24 protein-coding genes are annotated in these 26,390 nt (G+C 32.3%); 10 read left to right on the top strand and 14 right to left on the bottom strand.

Annotation, left to right across the window (positions count from 1 at the left end):
- Positions 1 to 10: 10 nt before the first annotated feature.
- The 10 genes from murC to mraZ all read right to left on the bottom strand — a co-directional run bounded on the left by murC (position 11) and on the right by mraZ (position 11,684).
- Positions 11 to 1,363, bottom strand: coding sequence for a UDP-N-acetylmuramate--L-alanine ligase (murC, locus tag RHP49_10280; GenBank protein WNH11298.1), 1,353 nt, complete (start codon positions 1,361 to 1,363; stop codon positions 11 to 13).
- Positions 1,360 to 2,463: an undecaprenyldiphospho-muramoylpentapeptide beta-N-acetylglucosaminyltransferase gene (murG, locus tag RHP49_10275; GenBank protein WNH11297.1), complete on the bottom strand. Its 1,104-nt coding sequence runs from the start codon at positions 2,461 to 2,463 to the stop codon at positions 1,360 to 1,362. Before murG ends, murC begins: the two co-directional genes overlap by 4 nt.
- Complete coding sequence (locus RHP49_10270) at positions 2,463 to 3,656, bottom strand: FtsW/RodA/SpoVE family cell cycle protein (protein WNH11296.1); 1,194 nt, start codon at positions 3,654 to 3,656, stop codon at positions 2,463 to 2,465. The genes murG and RHP49_10270 overlap by 1 nt, the downstream gene beginning before the upstream one ends.
- A 130-nt stretch (positions 3,657 to 3,786) precedes the next feature.
- Positions 3,787 to 5,169, bottom strand: coding sequence for a UDP-N-acetylmuramoyl-L-alanine--D-glutamate ligase (gene murD / locus RHP49_10265; GenBank protein WNH11295.1), 1,383 nt, complete (start codon positions 5,167 to 5,169; stop codon positions 3,787 to 3,789).
- 49 nt (positions 5,170 to 5,218) lie between these two features.
- Positions 5,219 to 6,460: a phospho-N-acetylmuramoyl-pentapeptide-transferase gene (gene mraY, locus RHP49_10260; protein WNH11294.1), complete on the bottom strand. Its 1,242-nt coding sequence runs from the start codon at positions 6,458 to 6,460 to the stop codon at positions 5,219 to 5,221.
- A 17-nt stretch (positions 6,461 to 6,477) separates the two neighbouring features.
- A complete protein-coding gene (locus RHP49_10255; protein ID WNH11293.1) occupies positions 6,478 to 7,941 on the bottom strand; it encodes a UDP-N-acetylmuramoyl-L-alanyl-D-glutamate--2,6-diaminopimelate ligase in 1,464 nt (487 codons plus the stop codon).
- Positions 7,938 to 9,899, bottom strand: coding sequence for a penicillin-binding protein (locus tag RHP49_10250; GenBank protein ID WNH14409.1), 1,962 nt, complete (start codon positions 9,897 to 9,899; stop codon positions 7,938 to 7,940). The genes RHP49_10255 and RHP49_10250 overlap by 4 nt, the downstream gene beginning before the upstream one ends.
- A gap of 63 nt (positions 9,900 to 9,962) precedes the next feature.
- Positions 9,963 to 10,280: an FtsL-like putative cell division protein gene (locus RHP49_10245; protein WNH11292.1), complete on the bottom strand. Its 318-nt coding sequence runs from the start codon at positions 10,278 to 10,280 to the stop codon at positions 9,963 to 9,965.
- Between the two features lie 50 nt (positions 10,281 to 10,330).
- Positions 10,331 to 11,227, bottom strand: a complete 897-nt coding sequence (gene rsmH, locus RHP49_10240; GenBank protein WNH11291.1) for a 16S rRNA (cytosine(1402)-N(4))-methyltransferase RsmH — start codon at positions 11,225 to 11,227, stop codon at positions 10,331 to 10,333.
- Complete coding sequence (gene mraZ / locus RHP49_10235; GenBank protein WNH11290.1) at positions 11,214 to 11,684, bottom strand: division/cell wall cluster transcriptional repressor MraZ; 471 nt, start codon at positions 11,682 to 11,684, stop codon at positions 11,214 to 11,216. The genes rsmH and mraZ overlap by 14 nt, the downstream gene beginning before the upstream one ends.
- A gap of 289 nt (positions 11,685 to 11,973) precedes the next feature.
- On the opposite strand from mraZ, the gene RHP49_10230 reads away from it, so the two are divergent.
- The 5 genes from RHP49_10230 (at position 11,974) to RHP49_10210 (ending at position 16,756) form a co-directional block, all read left to right on the top strand.
- Complete coding sequence (locus RHP49_10230; GenBank protein ID WNH11289.1) at positions 11,974 to 12,738, top strand: alpha/beta hydrolase; 765 nt, start codon at positions 11,974 to 11,976, stop codon at positions 12,736 to 12,738.
- A 54-nt stretch (positions 12,739 to 12,792) separates the two neighbouring features.
- Positions 12,793 to 13,398: a ribosome biogenesis GTP-binding protein YihA/YsxC gene (gene yihA / locus RHP49_10225; protein ID WNH11288.1), complete on the top strand. Its 606-nt coding sequence runs from the start codon at positions 12,793 to 12,795 to the stop codon at positions 13,396 to 13,398.
- Positions 13,399 to 13,626: 228 nt separating this feature from the next.
- Positions 13,627 to 13,989 (top strand): hypothetical protein, encoded by a 363-nt coding sequence (locus RHP49_10220; GenBank protein WNH11287.1) that lies wholly within the window; start codon positions 13,627 to 13,629, stop codon positions 13,987 to 13,989.
- Between the two features lie 60 nt (positions 13,990 to 14,049).
- Positions 14,050 to 15,179 (top strand): IS3 family transposase gene (locus RHP49_10215; protein ID WNH11286.1). Its coding sequence is split into 2 segments (ribosomal slippage): positions 14,050 to 14,311 and positions 14,311 to 15,179, totalling 1,131 coding nucleotides; the frame shifts between segments, so codons are not numbered across the junction.
- A gap of 566 nt (positions 15,180 to 15,745) precedes the next feature.
- Positions 15,746 to 16,756 (top strand): hypothetical protein, encoded by a 1,011-nt coding sequence (locus RHP49_10210; GenBank protein ID WNH11285.1) that lies wholly within the window; start codon positions 15,746 to 15,748, stop codon positions 16,754 to 16,756.
- Between the two features lie 151 nt (positions 16,757 to 16,907).
- Here RHP49_10210 and RHP49_10205 read toward each other — a convergent pair whose 3' ends face one another.
- Positions 16,908 to 18,002, bottom strand: coding sequence for an ABC transporter permease (locus RHP49_10205; GenBank protein WNH11284.1), 1,095 nt, complete (start codon positions 18,000 to 18,002; stop codon positions 16,908 to 16,910).
- An 8-nt stretch (positions 18,003 to 18,010) separates the two neighbouring features.
- Positions 18,011 to 20,161, bottom strand: a complete 2,151-nt coding sequence (locus RHP49_10200; protein ID WNH11283.1) for a carboxy terminal-processing peptidase — start codon at positions 20,159 to 20,161, stop codon at positions 18,011 to 18,013.
- A 168-nt stretch (positions 20,162 to 20,329) separates the two neighbouring features.
- Here RHP49_10200 and surE point away from each other — a divergent pair, with 168 nt between their 5' ends.
- The 5 genes from surE to RHP49_10175 are packed head-to-tail and all read left to right on the top strand — an operon-like array spanning position 20,330 to position 25,176.
- On the top strand, positions 20,330 to 21,106 hold the full coding sequence (gene surE / locus RHP49_10195; protein WNH11282.1) for a 5'/3'-nucleotidase SurE: 777 nt from the start codon (positions 20,330 to 20,332) through the stop codon (positions 21,104 to 21,106).
- Positions 21,107 to 21,127: 21 nt separating this feature from the next.
- Positions 21,128 to 21,409 (top strand): hypothetical protein, encoded by a 282-nt coding sequence (locus RHP49_10190; GenBank protein WNH11281.1) that lies wholly within the window; start codon positions 21,128 to 21,130, stop codon positions 21,407 to 21,409.
- Between the two features lie 25 nt (positions 21,410 to 21,434).
- Positions 21,435 to 22,547 (top strand): lipid-A-disaccharide synthase, encoded by a 1,113-nt coding sequence (lpxB, locus tag RHP49_10185; GenBank protein WNH11280.1) that lies wholly within the window; start codon positions 21,435 to 21,437, stop codon positions 22,545 to 22,547.
- A gap of 8 nt (positions 22,548 to 22,555) precedes the next feature.
- A complete protein-coding gene (locus RHP49_10180; GenBank protein ID WNH11279.1) occupies positions 22,556 to 23,113 on the top strand; it encodes a C40 family peptidase in 558 nt (185 codons plus the stop codon).
- 23 nt (positions 23,114 to 23,136) lie between these two features.
- Complete coding sequence (locus RHP49_10175; protein ID WNH11278.1) at positions 23,137 to 25,176, top strand: ComEC/Rec2 family competence protein; 2,040 nt, start codon at positions 23,137 to 23,139, stop codon at positions 25,174 to 25,176.
- 5 nt (positions 25,177 to 25,181) lie between these two features.
- Here the strand turns inward: RHP49_10175 and RHP49_10170 are convergent, their stop codons facing one another.
- Positions 25,182 to 25,730, bottom strand: coding sequence for a thioredoxin fold domain-containing protein (locus RHP49_10170; GenBank protein ID WNH11277.1), 549 nt, complete (start codon positions 25,728 to 25,730; stop codon positions 25,182 to 25,184).
- A 173-nt stretch (positions 25,731 to 25,903) separates the two neighbouring features.
- The gene (locus RHP49_10165) at positions 25,904 to 26,371 is read right to left on the bottom strand and encodes a thioredoxin family protein (protein ID WNH11276.1); all 468 of its coding nucleotides are present in this window, start codon (positions 26,369 to 26,371) and stop codon (positions 25,904 to 25,906) included.
- Between the last annotated feature and the right edge of the window lie 19 nt (positions 26,372 to 26,390).

Genomic DNA, 26,390 nt, shown 5'->3' with positions numbered 1-26,390 from the left:
GTTACCCCAATTAACTCGCAATAGTAAATGCTTTTTTAATATATTTCACTTGTTCTCCTATATCACCAGCACCAATAGTTAGTATAATTTGAGCATCACTTTTACGAACCTGCTCTAACAAATGTTTTTTACTAACCAACTGCTTATTTTCATTATCAATTTTACCTAATAACCACGCTGATGTAACACCTTCAATAGGCAATTCTCTTGCAGGATAAATATCCAGCAATATCAATTCATCAAACTGAGATAAACTTTTAGCAAAATCGTCTATAAAATCTCGTGTTCTACTATATAAATGAGGCTGAAAAACAGCCAACACCTTTTTATTTGGATACATCTCCCGTACTGCCTGATGTACCGCATTAATTTCTTCGGGGTGATGTGCATAATCGTCTATAAAAACAAGATTATCTGTTTTTATATGATAAGTAAATCGTCGTTTCACACCTTTATAAGATGCTAAAGCCTTGACGAGCTGCTGGTGAGGACAACCATATTCTACAGCCATCGCCAAGGCTATTAAAGCATTCGACAAATTATGTCTACCAGGTAGGTTAAATTGTAAATTTTCTAATATCGTTTTTGGTGTTTTAACATCAAAAACATAAGTCCCATTTTCTATTTTTATATTTTGAACGGTATAATCTGAATCATCTTCTATACCATAAGTTATACCCTTTAATGGCAATCCGTTTTTAACAAACAGTTTTCCACTTGGCTTTATTCTTTCTGAAAAATCCTTAAAAGATTCATTTAAAGCATCTGCTTCACCATAAATATCTAGATGATCGGCATCCATAGAGGTAATGCACGCCATATTTGGCGATAATCTTAAAAAAGAACGATCAAACTCATCAGCTTCTACCACAGACACCTCTGTACCATTTAATATTAAATTAGAGTCATAGTTTTCACTAATTCCTCCTAAAAAAGCAGTTAACGGCACATTACATTCATACATTAAATGACCAAGAATACTAGTAGTCGTAGTTTTTCCATGCGTTCCTGCTACCGCTAAACAAAATGTATGCTCAGTAATCAACCCTAAAACCTCAGATCGCTTTAAAACTTGATAACCATTATCAAGAAAATAGTTTAATTCTACATGGTTTTTTGGAACCGCTGGCGTATAAACCACCAAAGTACTTTCAGTATTCAAGAAACCAGATTCAATATTTTCAATAGCATCTTCAAAATGAATATCAATACCTAAAGACACTAAACCTTCAGTAATCTCTGTTTGTGTTTTATCGTAGCCAGCAACCTGCTTTTTATTTGCATTAAAATATCGCGCTAAGGCACTCATGCCTATACCGCCAATACCAATAAAATACACACTATTTATATGTTCTAAACTCATTTATTATTTTTCAGAAGCTTCTCAACTTCATCTGCTATTTGTTTTGTAGCATTAACTAATGCTAACTTTTTTATATTATCACCCAACTCTTTTTGTTTTTCAGGTGAGGCTACTAATTGCGAAAATTTATTTTCAAAATCGGCATCTAAATCTTCTTCTTTAATTAACATGGCTGCATTAGTATTTACAATAGCCATGGCATTTTTAGTTTGATGATCTTCAGCAACATTAGGTGACGGTACAAAAACAACTGGCTTCCCTACAATACACAACTCTGAAACAGAACTTGCTCCAGCCCTAGATATAACAATATCTGCAGCAGCATAAGCAAAATCCATATTATTTAAAAACTCATAAACTTGTACGTTCTTTGTATTGTTGTAAATTTTATATTGCTGATAATATAATTTACCACACTGCCATATTATTTGGATGTTTTGCATATCTAAAAAATCCAATTCTTTTTCAATCAATTCGTTTATACGTCTTGCTCCTAAACTTCCACCTAAAACTAAAAGCGTATACTTTCCATGTTTTAAATTGAAAAAATCTTTAGCCTCAACGGTTTTCTCTTTTATATCTAACAAACCTTGACGTACAGGGTTTCCTGTTTTTATAATTTTATCCTTTGGAAAAAATCGTTCTAAACCATCATAAGCCACACATATTTTCTTAGCTTTTTTAGCCAATAATTTGTTTGTAATTCCTGGATATGAATTTTGCTCCTGAATCAAACTCGGAATCTTTTTAGAAGCAGCCACATACAACAATGGCCCACTTGCAAAACCACCTGTACCAATAGCAACATCTGGTTTAAACGAATTAACTATTTTTCGAGCGTTCCATAAGCTACTTATCAATTTAAAAGGAAACATTAAATTTTTAGCAGTTAGCTGGCGTTGAATTCCTGTAATCCACAACCCTTTTATTTCATACCCTGCTTGTGGCACTTTTTCCATTTCCATTCTATCCTTTGCTCCAACAAATAAAAATTGAGCATCAGGAAAACGAGATTTCAATTCATTCGCAATAGCAATCGCAGGATAAATATGTCCTCCTGTTCCACCTCCAGATAATATGATTTTATATTTTTGACTCATTATATCGCTTCAGATAAAATCTCTAACGGATTATCTTCATTTATTTCTTGTTCTTTAATCTCTTCTCTTTTTGCACTTACACTTAATATGATTCCTATTGCAAGACAGGTCATCCAAATAGAAGTACCACCACTACTAATTAGTGGTAATGTTTGCCCTGTTACAGGAAATAACTCTACCGCAACAGCCATATTTATTAATGCTTGAAACACTATAGGCAAACCCACACCCAACACTAATAGTTTACCAAAAATGGTATCAGATTTTTGTGAGACAATTACAATTCTAAACAACAACCACATGTACAAAATCATAATTGCTAAACCTCCTAACAAACCATATTCTTCAATAATAATTGCGAAAATGAAATCGGATGACGACTGCGGTAACGCATGTTTCTGAACGCTTTTTCCTGGACCAACACCCCATATTTGCCCTGATGCAATAGCCACTTTTGCCTTCTCTATTTGATAATCGGCTTGGGTATCTTCATTATTTGAAAAATTCTTAATTCTATTTTCCCAAGTCGTTACTTTAACATGTAACGGACCTGTTGTTAATTTAGCAACCATTACAAAAAAGACTAAAGCAACCAAACCTATTCCCAAAATCACACCCAAATACCGTATAGGGTAACCTCCAAGAAAAACCAATATCATCACCATTAAAAACATAATAGCAGCTGTTGAAAAATTAGAAGGCAAAATCAATCCAAGCACCATAAAAACAGGTAACCAAAGCGGCAAAATAGACGCTTTAAACGTAATGGTTTGATCTTTTATTTTAGACATATATCGCGCTACATAAACCATTAAAACAACAAATGCTAAAGTTGATGTTTGAAAAGACATCCCCACAATCGGAATTTTAATCCATCGGCTTGCACTCGCACCACCCATTACCGTTCCTTGTAACATTGTAATAACCAAAAGCACTAAAACTACAGGTATCATAACTAAAGACAAGCCTTTAAAATATCTATAAGGAATTTTATGAACCCCATACATAATAGCAAAACCTAAAAACAAATGCATAAAATGCTTCACAAATGCGATAAATGTATTGCCATCATATTTACTATATGCCAAATCACTTGCAGCACTATAAACAGGAAGAAAAGACAATATTGCCAACAAGGCTACAATTGCCCAAATTAACCGATCTCCTTTTATGTTTTTAAATATGTTTTCCATTGTCCTACGGACATTTAACTCTTTATTATTATTCTATTTTTTTTGATTCACTGAATCTTCGATTTCCAAAAGGAAAAATTTGCTCTTAGTTAATTATTATAGATCCTGCCTGATCAGGAATGGCAAAACACTACAAATTTCTTACTGCATTTTTAAATTGACGTCCTCTATCTTCATAATTTTCAAACAAATCAAAACTTGCACATGCAGGCGACAACAATACATTATCTCCACTTTCAGCAACTTTATAAGCAATTTTTACGGCCTCACTCATAAACTGAGTTTCAACAATAACATCAACCATAGCACCAAAAGTGTTCATCAACTTTTCATTATCAACGCCCAAGCAAATAATTGCTTTTACTTTTTCGTTTACAAACTGAAACAACTCCTGATAATCATTACCTTTATCTACACCTCCAACAATCCAAACAGTAGGCGCATCCATACTTTCTAAAGCATAATAGGTCGCATTCACATTGGTTGCCTTTGAATCATTTATATACTGAACTTTATTAATTTTAAGCACTTGCTCTAAACGATGCTCAACACCTTGAAAATTCTCTAAACTTTCTCTAATAGTTTGTTTTCTAATTTTTAACAAATGCGCCACAGTTGTAGCTGCCATTGCATTTTTAATATTGTGCTTACCTTCTAAAGTTAAGTTTCTTGTTGGCATAATTATCTGATTGTTGTTAATTGTTATTTTAATATTTTCTTGATCTAAATACGCACCATTCTCAATAGTTTTTTCTAATGAAAACGGCAATAATGTAGATTGAACTGGGTTATTTTTTAAATGATTTACGATTACATCATCATCAGCATCATAAATCAAATAATCATCTGATGTTTGATTCATAGCAATCCTAAATTTTGAAGCGATATAATTTTCAAACTTATAATCATATCGATCTAAATGATCGGGTGTAATGTTTGTAATAACAGCGATTTTAGGTTTAAAATCGACAATATCATCTAATTGAAAACTACTTATTTCTAGCACAAAATTTTCAAAATCTTCTTCTAAAACCTGTTTCGCAAAACTGTCTCCTATATTTCCCGCTAAACCCACTTTTAATTCTTGTTTTAGAATATGATGCGCTAGTGTAGCTGTAGTAGTTTTTCCATTACTTCCTGTAACCCCAACAATAATTGCATCTGTAAATTTTGCAGCAAACTCAATTTCTGAAACTACTTGTATTCCTTTCTCACGAATTTGTTTTACCAATGGCACTTTATCAGGAATACCAGGACTTTTCATTACAATGTCTGCATTCAGAATTTTTTCTTCTGTATGCTTTTCATCTTCCCATTCAATCTCATTATGTATAAGAACTTCTTTGTACTTCTCTTTTATTTTTCCCTTATCGGAAACAAAAACCTCATAGCCTTTTTCTTTTCCTAAAAGCGCTGCACCAACGCCACTTTCTCCACCTCCTAATACAATAAGCCTCCCAAATCCTCCAAAGGAGGGCTTCAAACTTTCTCCATTTTTTAATTCATTTTCCATATTCACAATCGTTTCTCTTCCCCTTGGGAAGAGATTAAGAGATGGGCTTTTATCTTATTTTCAATGTTACTATTGAAAGAATTGCTAGCAATATGCCAACAATCCAAAAACGTGTAACAATTTTACTTTCGTGATATCCTAATTTCTGATAATGGTGATGTAATGGCGACATTTTAAAAATACGTCGTCCCTCACCAAACTTTTTCTTGGTATACTTAAACCAACTTACCTGCATAACCACTGATAAATTTTCTGCTAAAAAAACACCACACAATACAGGAATTAACCACTCTTTCCTTACTGCAATAGCAATAACCGCTATAATACCACCAATAGTTAAACTACCTGTATCTCCCATAAACACTTGAGCTGGATAGGTATTATACCATAAAAAACCAATAAGCGCTCCCACAAAAGCAGCTATATATATTGTAATTTCTCCAATACTTGGAACATACATTATATTGAGGTAATCTGAAAAATCGGTACGTCCAGATACAAAAGCAAAAATCCCTAAAGTGAGTACAATTATAGCAGATGTACCCGCCGCAAGTCCATCAATACCATCCGTGAGATTCGCCCCATTTGATACTGCTGTAATGATAAAAATAGAAGCCAAAATAAAAACTACCCAAGCATACTTAGCCCATTCTGGATTAATCCAAGTAATCAAATCTGCATAATCAAATTCGTTATTCTTAACAAAAGGAATCGTTGTTTTAGTTGATTTAATTTCGTCTTGAAATAATTTTGAAGGTGAAATATTAGGGTTTTCAGCTAAAAGAATTTGTTGCTCATTAAGAGGTAACTTTTCTTTCATTGTAACGTCTGGATGAAAAAACAAGGTCGCTCCTACGATAATACCTAACCCCACTTGCCCTAAAACCTTAAAACGCCCTTTTAAGCCTTCTTTATCATTTTTAAACTTTTTTAAATAATCATCAACAAAACCTATAGTTCCCATCCAAAGGGTCGTAACTATAAGAAGAATGATGTATACATTTTCTAACCTAGCAAATAGCATTACAGGGATTAACGTTGCTAAAATAATTATGAGACCACCCATAGTTGGTGTCCCTGCTTTTTCTTTTTGCCCTTCTAAACCTAAATCTCTAATGGTTTCACCCATTTGTTTTTTCTGAAGAAAACGAATAATGCGTTTACCATAAATAGTAGATATAAGCAATGATAAAATCATAGCAAAAGCAGCTCTAAAGGTTATAAAACCAAAAAGTGATGCTCCTGGAAATTGAAATTGCTTTTCTAAATAATCAAATAGGTAATACAGCATTATTTATTATTTTATTATTACTTCTGTAATTGTTTTAAAAGTTCTTGTACTATTTTATAATCATCAAAATCAAATCGTTCACCATTAATTTCTTGATAGGTTTCATGACCTTTACCTGCTATCAAAATAATATCATTTGGTTGCGCCATTTGACATGCTGCTTTTATAGCTTGTTTTCTATCTACTATAGTTAGTGTTTTTTTGAAATTTTGAGGCTCTACCCCTTGTTCCATATCACTTAAAATAGCTTCTGGTTTTTCACTTCGCGGATTATCACTTGTAAAAATGACTTTAGAACTTAAAGCCGAAGCTATATGTGCCATTTTTGGTCGCTTTTTTTTATCTCTATCGCCACCGCAACCTACTACCGTTATAAGTTCTTCGTTTTTTGTTCGAATACTATTAATGGTTTCTAATACATTTTTAAGCGCATCAGGAGTATGTGCATAATCAACTATAGCTGTTATTTTTTCATTTGAAACGATGTACTGAAAACGCCCACTAACACTTTCTAAATCACTAATTAACCGAAGTACTTCTACCTTCTCAAGCCCTAACAATTCTGCAGCAGCATAAATTGCTAAGACATTATAAGCATTAAAATTACCTACCAATCGTGTCCAAACTTCGTTATCATTAACCTTTAACAATAAGCCTCCAAATTGATTTTCTAATATCTGTGCTTTATAATCGGCATAACTTTTTAAAGCATAAGTGTATTTTTTCGCTTTAGTATTTTGTAGCATGACCAAACCGTTTTTATCATCAACATTGACTAATGCAAATGCCTTTGAAGGCAAGGAATCAAAAAACAACTTCTTTACATCTCTATACTCGGCAAAGGTTTTATGATAATCTAAATGATCATGAGATAGATTGGTAAATATGCCACCTTCAAAATGCAAACCTTCCGTTCTATTTTGATGAATACCATGCGAACTTACTTCCATAAAACAAAACTCAACACCCTCATCATTCATTTCCTTTAAATACTTATTTATAGTTAATGAATCTGGTGTTGTATGTGTTGCTTTGTATGTTTTATTATCAACCATTATTTTAACGGTAGACAATAACCCCACTTTAAAACCTGCTTTTTTAAACAACTGAAACAACAAACTTGCAACTGTTGTTTTTCCGTTAGTTCCTGTTACTCCTACAAGCTTTAAATTTTCTGATGGCACGCCGTAAAAATTAGAAGCCATAATTGCTAGTGCTTTACTAGAATTATCTACTTCAACATAAGTAATACCATCCACTATTTTTTCTGGCATAACCTCACAAACAACTGCAATAGCACCATTTTTAATAGCCAAATTAATATACTTATGACCATCTACAATACTACCGCTAATAGCCACAAAAACATCGCCTTTTTTAACGCTTCTAGAATCAAAACATATAGCACCAACACCCAATCTAGTATTACCTACTACGGTGTTTAATGTTACTTTATATAATATGTCTTTTAACTCTTTCATGAAGCTTCTAAAACAACTGTTTGATTATTTTTTAATTTCTCACTTTTACTAACTGACTGCTCTTTTATAACACCATTCCCATTAAGTTTCACCTTAACTTTTACTTCCATATTTTCTAGAAGCGCTAAAGCATCCATTGCTGGCATCCCTACCACATTCGGCATAATTGTTTTATACGTTTTAGATGTTTCATAAAACTGACCGTAATCATTTTCAACCAACTCCATCTTAACATCAAGAGACTCAACTTCGTCAACCACAGGTGTATCGGTAAATATTTTTTGAGCAATTCTTTTAAACACAGGCCCTGTTACATCTGCACCATAATATCCTTTTTTCGTACTAGGCTTATGAATAACCACAATACATGAGTACTTCGGATTATCAGCTGGGAAATAGCCTGCAAAAGATGAGATGTATTTCTTATCTTTTTTCCACTCTTCAAAATTCGCATAGTCTGTTCTAGCTGTTCCAGTCTTACCTGCCATAGAAAACGTTTCCGAATACATACGTTTACCAGTTCCTCTAATTATTATATTCTTAAGTATATCTTGAATTTCAGATAAAGTCTTATCTGAACATATTTTATCAATTAACACTTCCTTATTAAACACCTTAATATTCTTATCAAAAGACTTAACCGCTTTTATAAATCGTGGCTTTATTAATTCACCATTATTAGCAATAGCATTATAAAACGCCAAAGTTTGTAATGGCGTAATTCTAAGATTATACCCATAAGCCATTGATGGTAATGCATTTTTACTCCAATTTGACGCTCCTGGCTCTGGAATATCTGGAATACCCTCACCCATTATTGGAATATCTAAAGAATCATTTAACTTCCAGCGTTTCAGATGGTTTATAAACTTTTTAGGTTGCTTTGAATAATTATCATCTATAATACTAGCCAAACCAATATTAGAAGACACCTCTAAAGCTCTAGCAGCAGAAATCTTACCATAACCTCCATGATGCGAGTCACTAATGGTTCGCCCATAAAATCTTTTAATCCCATTTTTAGTATCTATAACTGTAGACGTATCTATAACTTTATCCTCTAAAGCTGCCATCATCGCCATGACTTTAAACGTAGAACCAGGTTCATGCGACTCGTAAACTGCATAATTTCGTTTTTCGTAATAACTACCATCCTTCGTTATCGCCAAATTAGAAATAGCTTTTATCTCGCCCGTTTTCACATCCATAACCACCACACAACCATGTTCTGCCTCATAATACTCTAACTGACCAAGTAATGAATGATGCGCTATATCCTGAATATTAACATCAATCGTTGTATACACATCATAACCATCTTTTGGCTCTACTTGATTATAATCTGTTAATGGTTTCCATTTATTTTTTCCTATTTTTTGTTTTAATCGCTTACCATTAGTGCCTCTTAAATACTTTTCTCCAAAAGCACCATCAATACCTGCTCTTGTTACATTACCATCATCATCAAATCGTTCATAACCAATAGACCTCTGAGCAATCTCACCCATTGGAAACTCACGTTTCGTTTTCTGATTTACAATAAGCCCTCCTGGAATTGCCCCTAATTTTAAAAGCGGAAAATTCCTGAATCGCATATAATCTGTATAATTAATATCCTTTGCTAATAATAAATATTGATTTTTATTGATGCGTGCTTTTCTAATAGCCTTTTCATAATACCTAGAAGATTTACCTGAATAATTAGACAACGAATCACATAAAGGCCTTATAAATTCTTCAAACTTATTTGTAGGAGGTACAACTGCATCTATAGCAATATTATATTTAGGAATAGAAGTTGCTAATAAGCTACCATCATCTGCATACACATTACCTCTATTAGCAGGAATAGTTACATTTTTAACATCACGCTTTTCTACTAAATCTCTATACTTATCTCCTTGTAAAAACTGAATACTAAACAATTTAAACAAGACAGCAATCCCAAAGATGAACATACATCCTGCGATAAAATACAACCGGTTTAATATGCCTCTTTCGTTTACTGCCAAGGTTCTGCTTTATTTTTGAGATTTAACTTTTATTTTTTTTGCTGGAATTACCGAGGGAGACAATCCTTTAGCTTTCATTTTAGCGATAACAGACGACTCCATTTTGAGCCTCATCAGTTTAGAACGACCATCTACAAATGCCGATCGCATTTCTTTAACTTCATTTGTCAGTCTTACAATTTCATATACTTTTTTATCTGCACTATGCGAACTAGCAATCATAACAATAGCTAACCCAGAAAGAAACAGAATGAATCGCCAACTCTTAAAAGAATCATCACTTATTAAAAAAGTTCCTTTTAATATATTGTAGATATTTTTTTTCATTCCCATCTGTCGTTTTGCGACATCTTCCCAAAGGGAAGCGTTTTATCATTTTACAGTTTTTCTGCTATTCTCAGTTTTGCACTTCTAGCTCTACTATTTATTTTTATTTCTTCTTTACTCGGTACAATTAAACCATTCACCTTTTTAAGTGGCACTTCAAAATTTCCATACATATCACGCTCTGGCTCCCCTTCAAACATTCCGTTTCTTATAAAACGCTTTACTAATCTATCTTCAAGTGAATGATAAGAGATAAAACTCAAGCGACCTCCTTTAACCAAAATCTCAGGAACCTGCATTAAAAACTCTTTTAAAACTTCAATCTCCTGATTCACCTCAATTCTAATAGCCTGATATATTTGAGCCAACACCTTGTTCTCATGTCGTGGTGGCAAAAACTTTTTCAACACCGCCTTTAACTGCTCACTTGTAATTATAGGTTCTGTTTTTCTGTGTTCCACAATTAATTTTGCCATTGCTGGTGCCGCTCTTAATTCACCATATTGCAAAAACACATCTTTTAACTGCTCTTCTTCATACTCATTAACCACATGAAATGCAGACAATGCGCTCTTCTGATTCATTCTCATATCTAAATCTGCTTCAAAACGTGTAGAAAACCCACGCTCTGCAACATCAAATTGATGCGAAGACACTCCAAAATCTGCTAAAACACCATCAACTTGTTTTACACCATGAAATCTTAAGAACCGTTTTACATATCTAAAATTTTCATTTATTAATGTAAATCGAGAATCATCAATTGCATTTTCAAGAGCATCTAAATCTTGATCGAAAGCAAATAACCGTCCGTGCTCACCAAGCCTTCTTAATATTTCCCTACTATGTCCGCCACCACCAAAAGTAACATCCACATAAACACCATCTTCTTTGATATTTAAACCATCAACAGTCTCCGTTAACAATACAGGGTTATGATATTCCATAGTCATCATCATCTTGTCCCATTACTTCTTCAGCTAAATCTGCAAAATCTAAAGACGCATCGTCTATAGCTTGCTCATACAAATCTTTATCCCAGATTTCAATAATATTTATAGCAGAGGCAACTACTATATTTTTTGAAATATTAGCAAAAACTGTTAAGTCTTTAGGCACCAATAAACGCCCATTAACATCAACCTCAATCATTTTTGCCCCCGCATTAAAACGACGAATAAAATCGTTGTTTTTTTTATTAAACTTATTCAACTTATTCATCTTCTGCATCAACATTTGCCATTCATTCATAGGATATAACTCCAAGCATTTTTGAAACACCGAACGACGCAACACAAAACCGTCTTGCAATACAGAAGCCAACTGCTTTTTTATCGCAGCAGGCATCATTAGCCGGCCTTTGGCATCTACTTTACATTCATATGTTCCTGTTAATAAGCTCAAAGCGATTGAATAATGTTTTAATCTTTAAGATTCAAATATATTGAAAATTTTACCACATTTTACCACTTTACACCACTTTGTTAATAAATTTTCGATTAAATGTGTTCTATTATAGATTTCTTATCAAAAAATCACCACTACCACTCACATTCAACCTATTACAGAAAAAGATTAAAAAACAGATGTATTGTTAACATCTTGAATAAAAACTTTTATTTTTGCAGAACAATTTAAATCATTGAAATATGAATGATTTACCTATATTTGTTTTTAACGCAATGACTAATTAATGGCGCATCGTTTAAAAAAAGAAAAAGATTTCAGTTATATTGAAACAGGTGAAGGCACTCCAATTATTGTATTACATGGACTAATGGGTGGGTTGAGTAACTTTAATGGCGTTTCTGATTTTTTTAGCAAAAAAGGATATAAAGTTATAATACCCGAGCTTCCTATTTACACCATGTCTTTACTAAAAACCAACGTAAAAAGTTTCGCAAAATACCTCCATGACTTTATTCAATTTAAAGGTTTTGACGAAGTTATTTTACTAGGAAACTCACTTGGTGGACACATAGGTTTATATCATACAAAACAATATCCCGAAAAAGTAAAAGCTCTTATAATTACCGGAAGCTCTGGACTTTACGAAAGTGCTATGGGTGGTGGATACACCAAACGTAGTGACTATGAAGTTATAAAAAAGAAAGCTCAAGATGTTTTTTATAATCCGGAAATTGCTACAAAAGAAATTGTAGATGAAGTTTACGATACTGTAAATGACAGAAACAAGCTTATAAAAACTTTGGCTATAGCAAAAAGCGCTATACGACATAACATGTCTAAAGACTTACCAAATATGCACACACCAACCTGTATTATTTGGGGCAAAAACGACAATGTAACACCTCCTGAAGTTGCTATAGAGTTTAATGAACTTTTACCAAATTCTGATTTGTATTGGGTTGATAAATGTGGGCACGCTGCTATGATGGAACACCCAGATCAGTTTAACAAAATACTTGATACTTGGTTACAGGAACGCAACCTTTAAATAGAGTTCAATTAATAATATTCCCGATTTCTCGGAAATAACAGATGTATACACATGAAAATTAAGTCGGCTGAATTTGTTATGAGTAACTCTGATGTTACTAAATGCCCAAAAAGCATGTTACCAGAATATGCATTTATTGGCAGAAGTAACGTTGGCAAATCCTCATTAATAAATATGCTAACCAGCCGAAAAAGTTTAGCAAAAACATCGGGCAGACCAGGAAAAACGCAACTTATAAATCATTTTTTAATTAATAAGAACTGGCACTTAGTAGATTTACCTGGCTACGGCTACGCTCGTGTTTCTAAAAGCTCAAAAAAAGTATTTCAAAAATTCATCACCCAATATTTTGGTCTGCGTGAACAACTTGTAACCGCTTTTGTTTTAGTTGATATTAGACACACTCCACAGCCCATAGATTTAGAATTCATGCAATGGTTAGGCGAAAATGGCATACCGTTTTCTATTATTTTCACTAAAGCCGATAAACTGAGACCACAAGCTATAGACAACCATGTTGAAGCCTACAAAAACGTACTTCTAGAAACCTGGGAAGACATGCCAAATTACTTTATTACCTCATCATCTAATGATATTGGTAAAGACGACGTTTTAAACTACATTGATTCGTTGAATGACAATATGAATTTAAGTTAAGCTTTCTTATTTCTTCTTTACACCAATTACCTTTATCAGTAAAAAAAACTAAAACAGCTACACAAAATATTCTAAAAATTCTTTTAGAATTTCTTAATCCACCAACCTGACTTTGTCAGAAATTTTAGCTAACTTCGTTTCGCATTAATTATAATTAACCTGTACTGAGCAATGTCGAAGTATTAAAACGATTTCACATGAAGTCGTTAGGCTACATTAGAAAAAACAATGGAAAATAGAACTAAAATCAAAATAAAGGACGCTTTTGATTCAATTTTACGAGCTGATTATTTGTCAATCGACAGAATAAAAGATTTGAGTCAATTGAGCGGTTATTATGTTGACCCTTTTAATACGACATCAAGTATACTTCAAAAACAAGATAATTTCATATCAGGTAGACGAGGAACAGGTAAAACTACTGCTTTAATGAAAGGTTATTTTGAATGTCTAAAGACTCTACAAAAAGGGAAAAATTCAGAATATTTTTATAGCAATAAAATTCTTCCACTATATATTGACCTAAGCAATTGCAATGACCTTTTCGAGAAAAACAATCTTTCGCTTTTGGAAATTCACTTCGTTCTGTAAGCTCCCCCAAAAACCGAACTGTTTAAAAGTGTAAAATAATTATTAATTTTAAACAGTATTATGAGAAAAAGTAAATTTAGTCCGCAACAGATAGCAAAGATTTTAAAGGAGTTTGACACAGGCAAGAGTGTTGAACAGATTACGCGAGAACATGGCGTTAGTTCCTCTGCATTTTATAAATGGCGAGAACGATATGCTGGCATGAATGGCAAAGAGTTAAAACGGATCAAGGAGCTGGAAGACGAAAACCGTAAACTAAAACAGATGTATGCCACTTTAGCATTAGACCATCAAATGGCCAAAGAGATCATTGAAAAAAAGTTTTGAAGCCCTGCCTTAAACGCAGTATAAGTAAAGAACTTGCTCGTTACGGCATCAGTAGGGCGTGCCGTGTTTTGAATATGAGTAAAAGTGTTTATTATTACCAACCTTTAGCCAAAGATGATTCTGAGATTGAAAAAGCTTTACAAGAAAAGGCTGTCCAACGACCTGAAGAGGGGTTTTGGAAAGCTTATGGTCGTTTGCGTGAAGAAGGTGAATTGTGGAATCATAAACGTGTCTATCGTGTTTATAAAGCATTAGGTCTTCCTTTAAGGCGAAAAGTCAAGAAACGCTTACCAGCAAGAATACTCGAACCCTTAGAAATACCTGTAGAACAAAATCACACATGGAGCATGGATTTTGTAACCGACGTGTTGGAGAATAAAAGACGATTTAGAGCCTTTAATATCATTGATGATTATAATAGGGAGGCATTGCGCATAGAAATAGACTTTTCATTAACGAGCAACCGCATTGTATGGGTGCTCAATCATTTGATAAATCGAAAAGGCAAACCAAAAAAAATAAGAATGGATAATGGTCCTGAATTTATAGCTAAGATTACATATGGATGGAGTACCATGCATAATATTGAATTTAAGTACATACAACCAGGTAAGCCTACTCAAAATGCTTTTATAGAACGATTCAATGGATCTTATCGAAGAGGGGTTCTTAATAAATATATCTTTGAGAACATAGACCAAGTCAGAGAACAAACACAAATATGGATGAAAGATTATAATCATCACAGGCCACATGATAGCTTAGGAAAAATATCACCAATAAAATATGCAAAACTTAATTCCAACAAGGCTAATAATATTAAACTTAAAAAGGATAACTTTATAGAAGTTTTGGAAAATTAAACAGTTCTAAATAGGGGAAGCCTACAGTACGACAACTTATTGATTCTTTAAAAAGGCAAATTGAGGCAGTTTTAGATGAAAAATTCTTATTAGTATTTAAAAAAGAAAACCCTGCATTAGACGATTTAGATGCTATTGAAAAATTATTAATAGAAGGAGTAACAGTTTCTAAATCAAAGAATGTTTCTGCTACAGACACGAAAACTAATCAACAAAATGATAGTCTAGGATTTGAAGTCTCACCAGAAAAAATTGGTTTATCTGGTCAAATTTCAGACCAAAAAAGTATTGAAGAAACAAGAAGTTACAACCAAACAAAAGGATTAAATATTCAAGAATTTTTAAATAAAATCAAAGACATTATCAAAAAAGCCAAAATCGATTATGTTTATCTTTTTCTTGATGAATACTCTGATTTAAATAAAGATTCTCAAAACCACTTATCAGGATTAATAAAAAGTCTTCTTGGTTCTAAAACAAACTTATTTATAAAAATTGGAGTAATTACAGACAGATATGATTTTGGCAACAATATAATTGTTGGTAGAGATATTTTTCATATCCCTTTGGATTTAAATGAACATGTTGAAAGGCTAGGCGGCCTAAGTCCTGCACTTAATAAATTTGAAGAATTAATCAGCGAACTAGTAGAGAAAAGGTTTTCAGCATATAATGTTGGTCTAAAATTCGAAAATATTTTAAAGGCAAATAAAGATGAAATTATTGCAAGAATTGCTCGTGAATCTATTGGAGTTACACGAACTATTGGTTTAATCTTACAAAACGCATGGAAACAGGCTGAATTAGGAAATAACCAAATAGGACTTTCAGAAATAAATTACGGCATTAGAGCTGCGAGAAAAACATATTTCAAACAATATGAAGGAGCAGTAAGGAGAAAACTAATACCAGGTTTTTACAATGATATCTGGAGTGCACTAATTGGAAAAGCAATTAAAGAAAAAGAAAAGCATCCTGATAGGCCTGCTAGTCATTTATTAATAGACCCAAAAAGGAATCATTATTTGAATGTTTTCAAAGAGAATTTCCTTGTACATCTTTTAGAAGAAGGCAGGTCTTCTAAATATGGCGGGAACTATAACCTCTATTCAATTGATTACGATATCTGCTCAGATTTAAATATAAAATATGCTGAATCGAAAGACCAGTATACTGGAATTAGATTTATTTACGACGATATACTCTCTGATTTTGATGGATACTTTTCAAATGAACAGCTAAGAAGTTATAAATGTCCAACATGTGATAGGATATATCAGGAAGATGAAGTTTCAAAAGCTAAAGTAAAAAGATGCTTTGATGATGATGAGAAGTTAGAAGAGATTATTCATCAAGAATTTGAAATAACTGATGGTAATTTTGCCGAAGTTGAAGTGAAGATTTTGGGACTAATTGCCATGTTGAAAATTGAAGATAATATGTCTGCTGTTGAAATTGCAAATGCTGTAGGCTGTAATAGACAAAAAGTTTCAGGATGGTGTTCTAGGGTTTTAGCACCTAAAGGAGCTGTTTTAATAGAGGTTAAAAATGGGAGAAATTACTACTTTGGAGAATAAAAAACATTGCCTTAAACTGTATATACTTAATGGCTGGTTCTCACCTACTCACGAAAATCATCGGCGGATTTTCTATTCGGTTTTATTTGCTAAATTAGGCGCTTAAAACACGTCACTATTCATAGACAATACAGTTGTAAACTAACATCTACTAATTCTTCACATCCAAAGCATCTCGCAGCGCATTACCTATAAGCATAAAAGCCATAACTAAACTCATAATACAAAGTCCTGGTATAATAGCTAAATACGGTTTTCCTAAAATAATATAATTGTAATGATCTTTAATCATAGCACCCCAACTTGCCATAGGTGGCTGCGCACCAATACCTAAAAAACTAAGTCCGCTTTCAATTAAAATAGCTGCTGCAAAATTGGCTGCCGATATAACAATAACAGGCGCCATAATATTAGGTAATATGTGTTTTGTAATAATTCTAAAATCGTTAAAACCCAATGCTCTAGCCGCAGTAACATATTGCATTTCTTTGGTGCTAATTATTTGTCCGCGAACAACTCTAGCCACCTCAACCCACATAGTAAGTCCAACCGCAATAAACACTTGCCAAAACCCTTTACCTAAAGCCAACGTTATTGCAATAACCAATAACAAGGTTGGAATTGACCAAGTAACATTAATAATCCACATGATAACAGCATCTACTTTACCACCAAAATAGCCAGCGACACTTCCCATAAAAACACCTATAATTAAGGAAATAAACACAGCTACAAAGCCTATAAAAAAAGATATTCTAGCACCAACTAAAACGCGACTTAATAAATCGCGTCCGTATTTGTCTGTACCAAAAAGAAAGGTTTTTTCTTTTATATAATGCGCTATATTTTTATTGGGAAAGCTATTTAGCTTTACTGTTTTCTCAACCCCTTTTAAACCATCAGCAGCATATTCAGTATAAGTTAATGTGTTATTATTAATTGCATATTCTGAAATAGGAATTTCGGTATCTGTATTTTTTTTTCCAAAGAACAATTTATCAAAAGCACTTTGCTCAATTTCTAATTGTGATGGTAACGTAAGCATGGTAACTGTAAAACCGGGTCTTTGCGAATGAATAGCCAAATGCATCTGATTAGCGTATTGCGAATTATCTGGAGCAAACACATAAGCAAACACAGAAACCAACCCGACAAACACAATGAAATAGAAACTAAAAACGCCCCAGAAGTTTTTTTTAAACTTTTGGAGCGCTAATTGTTTTAGTGAGTTTGATTTATGACTCATCTACCAGCTTAATTTTTTACAGCAGACGCCATATTTTTAACAGGGAAAGAGGTTTTTAAATCTTCTAACACATTTAAAGCTTCTTCTACATATACATCTTGACTTAAATTCTTGTGCCAACGTTCGCGCTTTTCTTTTAAATCGGTAGTATCCGTTTCAAAAAGCGATTTTTCATAAGTAGTAGAATCAAACGTTAAATTCGTTTTATAATCTGATATGCCATCAAATTGTTTTGACTCTTCATCATTTTGTTCTAACTGCGCTTTATATGCATTATAGTTTAAAGAATAAAGCGTTTCATCTATTTTACTTTTTACCCATTTAGCATTTTCTTCAATAAGCTTTAATTGCCCATTGCTACTCATGCGTTCCTTACTTTTAGAAATAGTGGTACTATAATCGAAATAACTTTCCCAAGGCGTATAATCGGCTGCATCAATTTCATCCCAAGGTAATGGGTTGTCTTTATCTTTTTCACCTACATTAATAAAACTAAATCTACCAGGTACTTCAACATCACTCTTAACACCTTCTAACTGTACAGAACCACCATTGATTCTATAATATTTTTGAGTTGTTACTGCCAATGCCCCTAAGTCTCCACTTGTATTATTTCTTAGCATATTATTAAGGTTTACCACATTTTGAACGGTTCCTTTTCCATAAGTTTGTTTACTACCAATAATAACGGCTCTTTTATAATCTTGCATGGCTGCAGACATAATTTCTGAAGCAGAAGCTGATATCTCATTAACTAAAATAACTAATGGTCCATCCCAAGTAATCGATTTATCTCTATCTCTCAATACATCTTTTGCTTCACCAGTAGAACGTACTTGCACTATAGGTCCGTCTTCTATAAACAACCCAGCCATTTCAACAACTGCCGGTAAAGAACCACCACCATTATTACGTAAATCTAGCACCAAGCCTTCCATTCCATCAGCTTTTAATCGCTCTATTTCCTTTTTAACATCTTTAGCAGCATTAACATTTTTATAATCTTTAAAGTCTACATAAAATGCAGGTAAATTAATAACACCAAACTTTTTATTGCCTTTAGTAACTACCGATGCTTTTGCATAAGTTTCAACTAACTCAACAACATCTCTTGTAATGGTTACATCTTCAATAGAACCATCTACTCTCTTTATGGTTAAAGTTACCTTAGTACCTTTTGGTCCCTTGATATATTTGATAGCATCACTAATTCGCATTCCAACAAGATCTACTGGATATTCTTCATCTTCCTGTTTCGCCTTTAAAATAATATCTTCAACTTGAAGCTCATTACTTCTCCATGCTGGCCCACCAGATATTAGTTCTACAATTTTAATGTAGTCCATTCTTTTTTGAAGTCGAGCTCCAATACCTTCTAGCTTACCAGACATACGCTGATCGAAATCCTCCTTGTTTCTAGGTGCTAAATAGTACGTATGCGGATCGAATTCTTCAACAATAGTATTTACATATTCTGCAAAATAATCTTCACGCTCTTTATCATCTATGTAATCATTAAATAATATATTCAGTGATTTTAAAGTTGATTCTCGTGCTTCCTTTTCAATTTCTGCATCAGTTTTCATTACGTATGATGCCTCTTTTTCTTTAAGCTGCTTTTCTTCTGTATAGAGATCATCATAATTAGAAAGTGTCGAAAACTTAAGTAGTTTTCTCCAACGATCTTTCATTTCATTTTTGTTTTTTACATAACCTATTTTATCATAATCGGTTTCATAGGATTCCTCTACATTATAATCAAAAGGTTTAGATAATACTTCTTTATAAATTTCTTTAGCCTCTTCAATACGTTTAAGCAATCTTTCGTTAGTTACATTAAAAAATGTAATATCTGTAGCTTTTATTTGGTCGTCAATATTTAATTTGAATTTTTCAAAATCCTTAATATCCGATTCATAAAAATAACGTTTAACTGGATCTAAGACTTTCACATAATCATCAAATAACTCAGCTGAAAAATCATCATCAATAGCTACCGGATCAAAATGCCCTTGCTCTAAAACAAACGTAATAACTTGTATTAACAACTTATCTTTATCTGGATTGCTAAACGTTTTAGACGTGAAACTACACGATGCAAACGCTAACAACAATAAGAGTGATAATATTTTATAATTTCTCTTCATAATTCTTTTCATAAATTAATTTTTCATGGCCCACAAAATTAAAGCCCAACATTATTTGCACTAAAATAAAGAAAAAACCATGCCAATAAAGGCAATTGCTACTAATTTTTTGTTAAACTAAAGAAATAAGCAGTTTCCTAAGGAAATTACGTATTTTAGCGACACCTATTAAGATTACAAATGACAGAAAGACCCCTTATTTTAGTTACTAATGATGACGGTATAAATGCGCCAGGTATTAGGACACTTATAGATATCATGAAATCTATAGGAGACGTTATTGTGGTTGCGCCTAATAGTCCACAAAGCGGTATGGGACATGCTATTACTCTAGACTCCACCTTACATGCCGAAGAAATAAATATAAATAATAAAACATCGCAAAAAGAGTTTAGCTGCTCTGGCACTCCTGCCGATTGTGTTAAATTAGCCATTAGAGTATTATCCCCAAGAAAGCCAGATCTTTGTGTTTCAGGTATAAACCACGGCTCAAATTCATCAATAAATGTAATTTATTCTGGTACTATGAGTGCTGCTATTGAAGCTGGTATTGAAGGGATTCCAGCCATAGGTTTTTCATTACTTGATTACAAATGGAATGCGAATTTTGAAGCTTCAAAAGCATACGTAAAAACCATTACAGAAAACGTTTTAAAAGAAGGCTTACCTAGCGGTGTTGTTTTAAACGTGAATATTCCTAATGTCCCAGAAAACAATATAAAAGGAATCAAAATTTGCCGACAAGCAAAAGCGAATTGGGTTGAAGAGTTTGACAAACGCAAAACCCCACAAGGAAAAGATTATTATTGGCTTACCGGAAAATTTGTTAATTTAGATGGTGGCGAAGATACCGATGAATGGGCTTTAGAAAATGGTTATGTTTCAGTAGTTCCTGTTCAATTTGATTTAACAGCGCATTACTTCATTAAAAACTTAAATACCTGGGATTTAAAATAGTATCAAAAAAAATCAACATAAATGAAAAAAGAAATTTTTATAGGCATGTTTGTTGGACTTATAGCAAATGCTATGGGGCTTTTTATAGCAGCTAATTTATTAGGGCAAGGCGATGATTTTACAACTGTAATTAAAGCGGCGGCCAATGAAGGCTTTTTAGGCAAATTAATTAGCTTAGGTGCTGTTTTAAATTTAGTTGCCTTTTTTGTTTTTATAAGAAAAAAACAAGATTATAGAGCTCGTGGCGTATTATTAATAACCGTTTTTATAGCACTTTTTACATTTGTATTTAAACTTTTCTGATCAATATAAATAATAATAGTATTTCATGAAATATTACATTCTTGCTGGGGAAGCTTCAGGCGATTTACATGGATCAAACCTAATGAAAGCATTACTAAACGAAGATGTAAATGCCGATATTAGATTTTGGGGAGGCGACCTTATGCAAGCCACTGGAGGCACTTTAGTAAAACATTACAAAGAGCGCGCATTTATGGGATTTATTGAAGTTATTATGAACCTCAATAAAATTTTCAAACTCATTTCTTTTTGCAAAGAAGATATTAAAAAATTTAACCCTGATGTTGTAGTTTTTATAGACAACTCGGGTTTCAATTTACGTATAGCCAAATGGGCGAAACAAGAAAACTATAAAACCCATTATTATATTTCGCCACAGGTATGGGCATCTAGAGCCAGTAGAGTAAAAGCTATCAAGCATGATATTGATGCCATGTATGTCATTCTTCCCTTTGTTCAAGATTTTTACAAAACATACGATTATAAGGTTGAATTTGTTGGACATCCACTAATTGATGCCATATCTAACAGAAAGCAAGTTGATGAATTTGAATTTAGAAAAATACATAAACTAAGTAAAAAACCCATTATAGCCTTACTACCTGGAAGTAGAAAACAAGAAATAAAAAAAATGCTTTCGGTAATGCTAAGTTTGGTAAATGATTTTCCAGATTATCAATTTGTAATTGCTGGAGCTCCAAGTCAAGATTATAGTTTCTATCAAACTTTTATCAAATCGTCTCAAGTACATTTTATAGCAAATAAAACTTACGATTTACTAAGTGTTTCTAGTGCTGCTTTAGTAACCTCAGGCACAGCAACTTTAGAAACTGCTTTATTTAAAGTCCCTCAAGTAGTTTGCTATAAAGGAAGTGCTATTTCATATTATATTGCAAAGCAAATTATTACCCTTAAATTTATCTCGTTAGTAAATTTGGTTATGGATAAAGAAGTTGTTACCGAACTTATTCAAAATGATTTCAATAAAAAAAATCTTAAAAAAGAGCTTGAAAATATTTTAAATCCTGCAACACGTAAAAAACTTTTTACTGATTATTACGATTTAGAAAAAGCCTTAGGCGGAAAAGGTGCCAGCAAAAAAACGGCTCGTTTAATTTATAACGCCATTAAAGCATAAGTATTAAGATGAAGCAAATTATTTTAATATTAATTATAATAACATGCTTTAGTAGCTGCAAATCTTCAAAACAAGATAAAAGTAAAAGGACGACTTCTTCAAGAATAATTACAAAACAACTGGATGTTGTAAATACAAAAGATGAATTTAAAAATATTCATTCTGCTGAAACCAATATTTTAACACGACCTGAAAACATAATAAACTACGCTAAACAATTTGAAGGTGTACGTTACAAATGGGGTGGCACCACAAAATCTGGAATGGATTGTTCTGGATTAATCTTTGAATCTTTTAGAGCTTATGATATTTTATTACCCAGAATATCAAGAGACATGGCTAAACGTGGTAAAAAAATCCCATTAAAAGCCGTTAATACAGGGGATTTACTATTTTTTAAAACAGGAAATAGAAGGAATACGATTAACCATGTGGGATTAATTATTGCCATAAAAAACAATAATATTCAATTTATACATGCCACAACTAGCAATGGGGTTATAACTTCATGGTTAAATGAAGACTATTGGCTCAAAGCTTTTTTTGAAGCCCGCCACGTATTATAAGATATTTCTTATCTTACACAGGTATGAAACTGCTCAATTTCACCATTATTAAATTAACGTTCTGCCTCATCATTGGCATTTTAATCGGGTATTTATACAACCTCACTTTAAACACGATATTATACACTACTTTTACTTTTCTTGGTATCCTATTTATAGTCTTTTCAATAGCCAAAAATCAATTTATAAAAACTATTTGGTTTGGTGTTTTAGCATTTATTTTAATGATTTTTATTGGTATTTTAACAACTCATTTTCATAATCAAAAAAACGTTTCTAATCACTACACACATCAACTTTCAAAAGGAACTGACACTTCAAAAATCATTACATTTAGAATTAGAGAAGTTTTAAAACCAGGTCGTTATTACAACAAATATGTCATTAATATTTTAAATATAGATGACCATAAATTATCTGGGAAATTACTTTTAAACATCCAAAAAGACTCGACACAATTACCCCTAAAAGTTGATGCTATTTTTATTTGTAAATCGAATTTTAAAGATTTAATACACCCCTTAAACCCACATCAATTCGATTATAAAAACTACTTAGAGAAAAAATACATTTATCACCAGTTATTCCTTTCTAACGCTTCTCTTTTAAAAGTTAGTTCTCATACACATACTATATTTGGGATTGCTAATAACATAAGAGATTATATTAATACGAAACTAAAACTTTACCATTTTGAACCTAATGAGCTTGCTATAATTAACGCGCTTTTACTTGGACAACGACAAGATATTAACGAGGAAGTGTATAGCAGTTACACTAATGCAGGTGCCATACATATTCTGGCAGTTTCAGGCTTACATGTAGGTATCATTTTACTTATTCTTAGTTTTCTTTTTAAACCTATAGAAAATTTTAAACACGGAAAACTCATTAAAACTATTTTACTGGTTACTTTTTTATGGAGTTTTGCTTTAATAGCTGGATTATCGGCTTCGGTTACTCGTGCCGTTACCATGTTTAGCATTGTTGCTATTGCATTAAATCTAAAAAGACCAACCAACATTTATAACACTTTAGCAATATCAATGTTCATTATTTTGCTTTTTAAACCTATGTTTTTATTTGATGTTGGTTTCCAATTAAGCTATTTAGCAGTATTTGCTATTGTTGCAATAGATCCTTTACTATACAATTTGTGGAAACCTAAGAATAAAATAATTGATATCTATTGGTATACATTTACTATAACGGTTTCTGCACAGTTCGGAATCATCCCAGTGAGTTTATATTATTTTCATCAATTACCTAGTTTATTTTTTATATCAAACCTAGTTATTATTCCTGTTTTAGGTATTATTTTAGGTTTTGGAATCCTTGTTATTTTATTAGCCGTATTAAACGTATTACCTCAGTCTATAGCAAACCTTTACGGAAGTATTATTGGCTATATGAATGATTTTGTAGGTTGGATTTCTAAACAAGAATCATTTTTATTTAAAGATATTCCTTTTAGTTTATTGTATGTATTAGTATCATATGTATTAATAATTACGTCAATAAGACTCATTAAAAAATGGCGGTTTTATAATTTGAAATTGTTTTTAATTAGCATTGTTATTTTTCAATGTGCAATTATTTTTACCAACTATATCAAACCTAAAAATGAATTTATTGTATTTCATAAAAGCAGATATAGTTTATTAGGAAATGCCACAAAAAATAAAATAACTATCGCACAGGATTTTGATAGTTTAACACAACTCAAAAATAAAATCATTAAAGATTACACTATAGGAAACCATATAAAGACTATAAAAAAAGACAGTATTCAATCTGTTTATCTATTAAACAAAACAAAGCTTTTAGTTATTGATAGCTCAGGAACTTACAACGTAAAGTCATTTACTCCCGATTATGTTTTACTAAGGCAATCACCAAAGATAAACTTAAACAGACTCATTGATTCAATAGAACCAAAACAGATTATTGCCGATGGTAGTAATTACAAATCGTATATTGAAAACTGGGAATCAATTTGCAAAAAAAGAAAACTCCCTTTTCACCAAACTAGTAAAAAGGGAGCTTTTATAATTAGTTATTAAAACTTTCAACTCTTAAATTCAGACTTAAAGGCTTTGTAATACGTGCTAAATTCTTCTTGAGTCGTAATTTTTTTATGATCATCTTTATTAAACATTTTTAAATACAACTCCAATTGCGCAGGAGATTGATATCCTTTAATTGGCGCTATTAACTCCCCTTTTTCATCCAAAAACACTATGGTAGGATAAGCTTGAACTTGAAAATAACGAGATAATTCGTGTGCAGAATTACGTCTGTTCGCTAAAGCAGGATTGTAATTTGGATTTGAGAATTTTTTCCCTTTAAAATTAACCTCATCATTACCTTCAGCATTAAATTTCACTGCATAATAATGTTTATTAACATATGTAGCGACATCTTTATTGTGAAAGGTGTTTTTATCAAGCATTTTACAAGGTCCGCACCAACTGGTAAAAACATCCATCATAATTTTTTTAGGCTCATTTTTCTGAAGCTCAACAGCCTGTTCTAATGTTACCCAATTAATTTCTTGAGCCTTTGCGTATACAGTTGTTAGAATCGTTATCAGCGTTATATATATTGTCTTTTTCATAGATATGTTAGTTACAAAACATGTTCCGAACTTACAAAAAAAGCTTATAATTAAGAGTTTTTTGCATCTTTTTTAACATTTTTCAATTAAAGAACTCTGCGAGTTAGTTTACAAGAATCGGATTCAATATCATAAAAACACCAATACTCTATGAACTAAACAATGATTAGGTTCTAATTATTAACAATATTATTTGCAACTTCCAACCATTTTTTAGCACCACCACGAACATATCCAGTATCACCAAGTTTGCTTAAACTCTTTTTTCCTTCTACTGTTTTTTCTGGTTTAGCAAAATGTATTGACGGATATCCTCTTACCTGAAACATCTGTTGCATTTGACGATTCTGAATTTGAAGCTTTTTATCCAATGCTTTTCTTTTAGGAAAATCTAATTCCACTAATATCACATTGTCTTTTGCCCATTTTTCAAAATCGGCTGTTTTTAAAACTTCATTCTGCAATTTAATGCACCAACCACACCAATCTGATCCAGTAAAAAACAATAAAAGTGGTTTATTCTCCTTTGTAGCTATCTCATAGGCTTTATCCATATCTGTATGCCAGGTTAATTTTTTTTGAGCGAAACTATTTAACGCTATTGTAACGGTTAATAGTAATACTATAATTAGTCGTTTCATGTATCTATATTTTTTTGGG

Source organism: Flavobacteriaceae bacterium HL-DH10 (assembly GCA_031826515.1).
Classification (GTDB): domain Bacteria; phylum Bacteroidota; class Bacteroidia; order Flavobacteriales; family Flavobacteriaceae; genus Thalassobellus; species Thalassobellus suaedae.
The sequence above is the reverse complement of the archived record's forward strand: the minus strand, read 5'-3'. Positions and strand labels throughout refer to the sequence as shown.

Coding starts and splice junctions, on each gene's coding strand:
- murC (WNH11298.1), bottom strand. CDS start 1,363: ATGAGTTTAGAACATATAAATAGTGTGTATTTTATTGGTATTGGCGGT.
- murG (WNH11297.1), bottom strand. CDS start 2,463: ATGAGTCAAAAATATAAAATCATATTATCTGGAGGTGGAACAGGAGGA.
- RHP49_10270 (WNH11296.1), bottom strand. CDS start 3,656: ATGGAAAACATATTTAAAAACATAAAAGGAGATCGGTTAATTTGGGCA.
- murD (WNH11295.1), bottom strand. CDS start 5,169: ATGGAAAATGAATTAAAAAATGGAGAAAGTTTGAAGCCCTCCTTTGGA.
- mraY (WNH11294.1), bottom strand. CDS start 6,460: ATGCTGTATTACCTATTTGATTATTTAGAAAAGCAATTTCAATTTCCA.
- RHP49_10255 (WNH11293.1), bottom strand. CDS start 7,941: ATGAAAGAGTTAAAAGACATATTATATAAAGTAACATTAAACACCGTA.
- RHP49_10250 (WNH14409.1), bottom strand. CDS start 9,899: ATGTTCATCTTTGGGATTGCTGTCTTGTTTAAATTGTTTAGTATTCAG.
- RHP49_10245 (WNH11292.1), bottom strand. CDS start 10,280: ATGAAAAAAAATATCTACAATATATTAAAAGGAACTTTTTTAATAAGT.
- rsmH (WNH11291.1), bottom strand. CDS start 11,227: ATGGAATATCATAACCCTGTATTGTTAACGGAGACTGTTGATGGTTTA.
- RHP49_10230 (WNH11289.1), top strand. CDS start 11,974: ATGGCGCATCGTTTAAAAAAAGAAAAAGATTTCAGTTATATTGAAACA.
- yihA (WNH11288.1), top strand. CDS start 12,793: ATGAAAATTAAGTCGGCTGAATTTGTTATGAGTAACTCTGATGTTACT.
- RHP49_10220 (WNH11287.1), top strand. CDS start 13,627: ATGGAAAATAGAACTAAAATCAAAATAAAGGACGCTTTTGATTCAATT.
- RHP49_10205 (WNH11284.1), bottom strand. CDS start 18,002: ATGAGTCATAAATCAAACTCACTAAAACAATTAGCGCTCCAAAAGTTT.
- RHP49_10200 (WNH11283.1), bottom strand. CDS start 20,161: ATGAAAAGAATTATGAAGAGAAATTATAAAATATTATCACTCTTATTG.
- surE (WNH11282.1), top strand. CDS start 20,330: ATGACAGAAAGACCCCTTATTTTAGTTACTAATGATGACGGTATAAAT.
- RHP49_10190 (WNH11281.1), top strand. CDS start 21,128: ATGAAAAAAGAAATTTTTATAGGCATGTTTGTTGGACTTATAGCAAAT.
- lpxB (WNH11280.1), top strand. CDS start 21,435: ATGAAATATTACATTCTTGCTGGGGAAGCTTCAGGCGATTTACATGGA.
- RHP49_10180 (WNH11279.1), top strand. CDS start 22,556: ATGAAGCAAATTATTTTAATATTAATTATAATAACATGCTTTAGTAGC.
- RHP49_10175 (WNH11278.1), top strand. CDS start 23,137: ATGAAACTGCTCAATTTCACCATTATTAAATTAACGTTCTGCCTCATC.
- RHP49_10170 (WNH11277.1), bottom strand. CDS start 25,730: ATGAAAAAGACAATATATATAACGCTGATAACGATTCTAACAACTGTA.
- RHP49_10165 (WNH11276.1), bottom strand. CDS start 26,371: ATGAAACGACTAATTATAGTATTACTATTAACCGTTACAATAGCGTTA.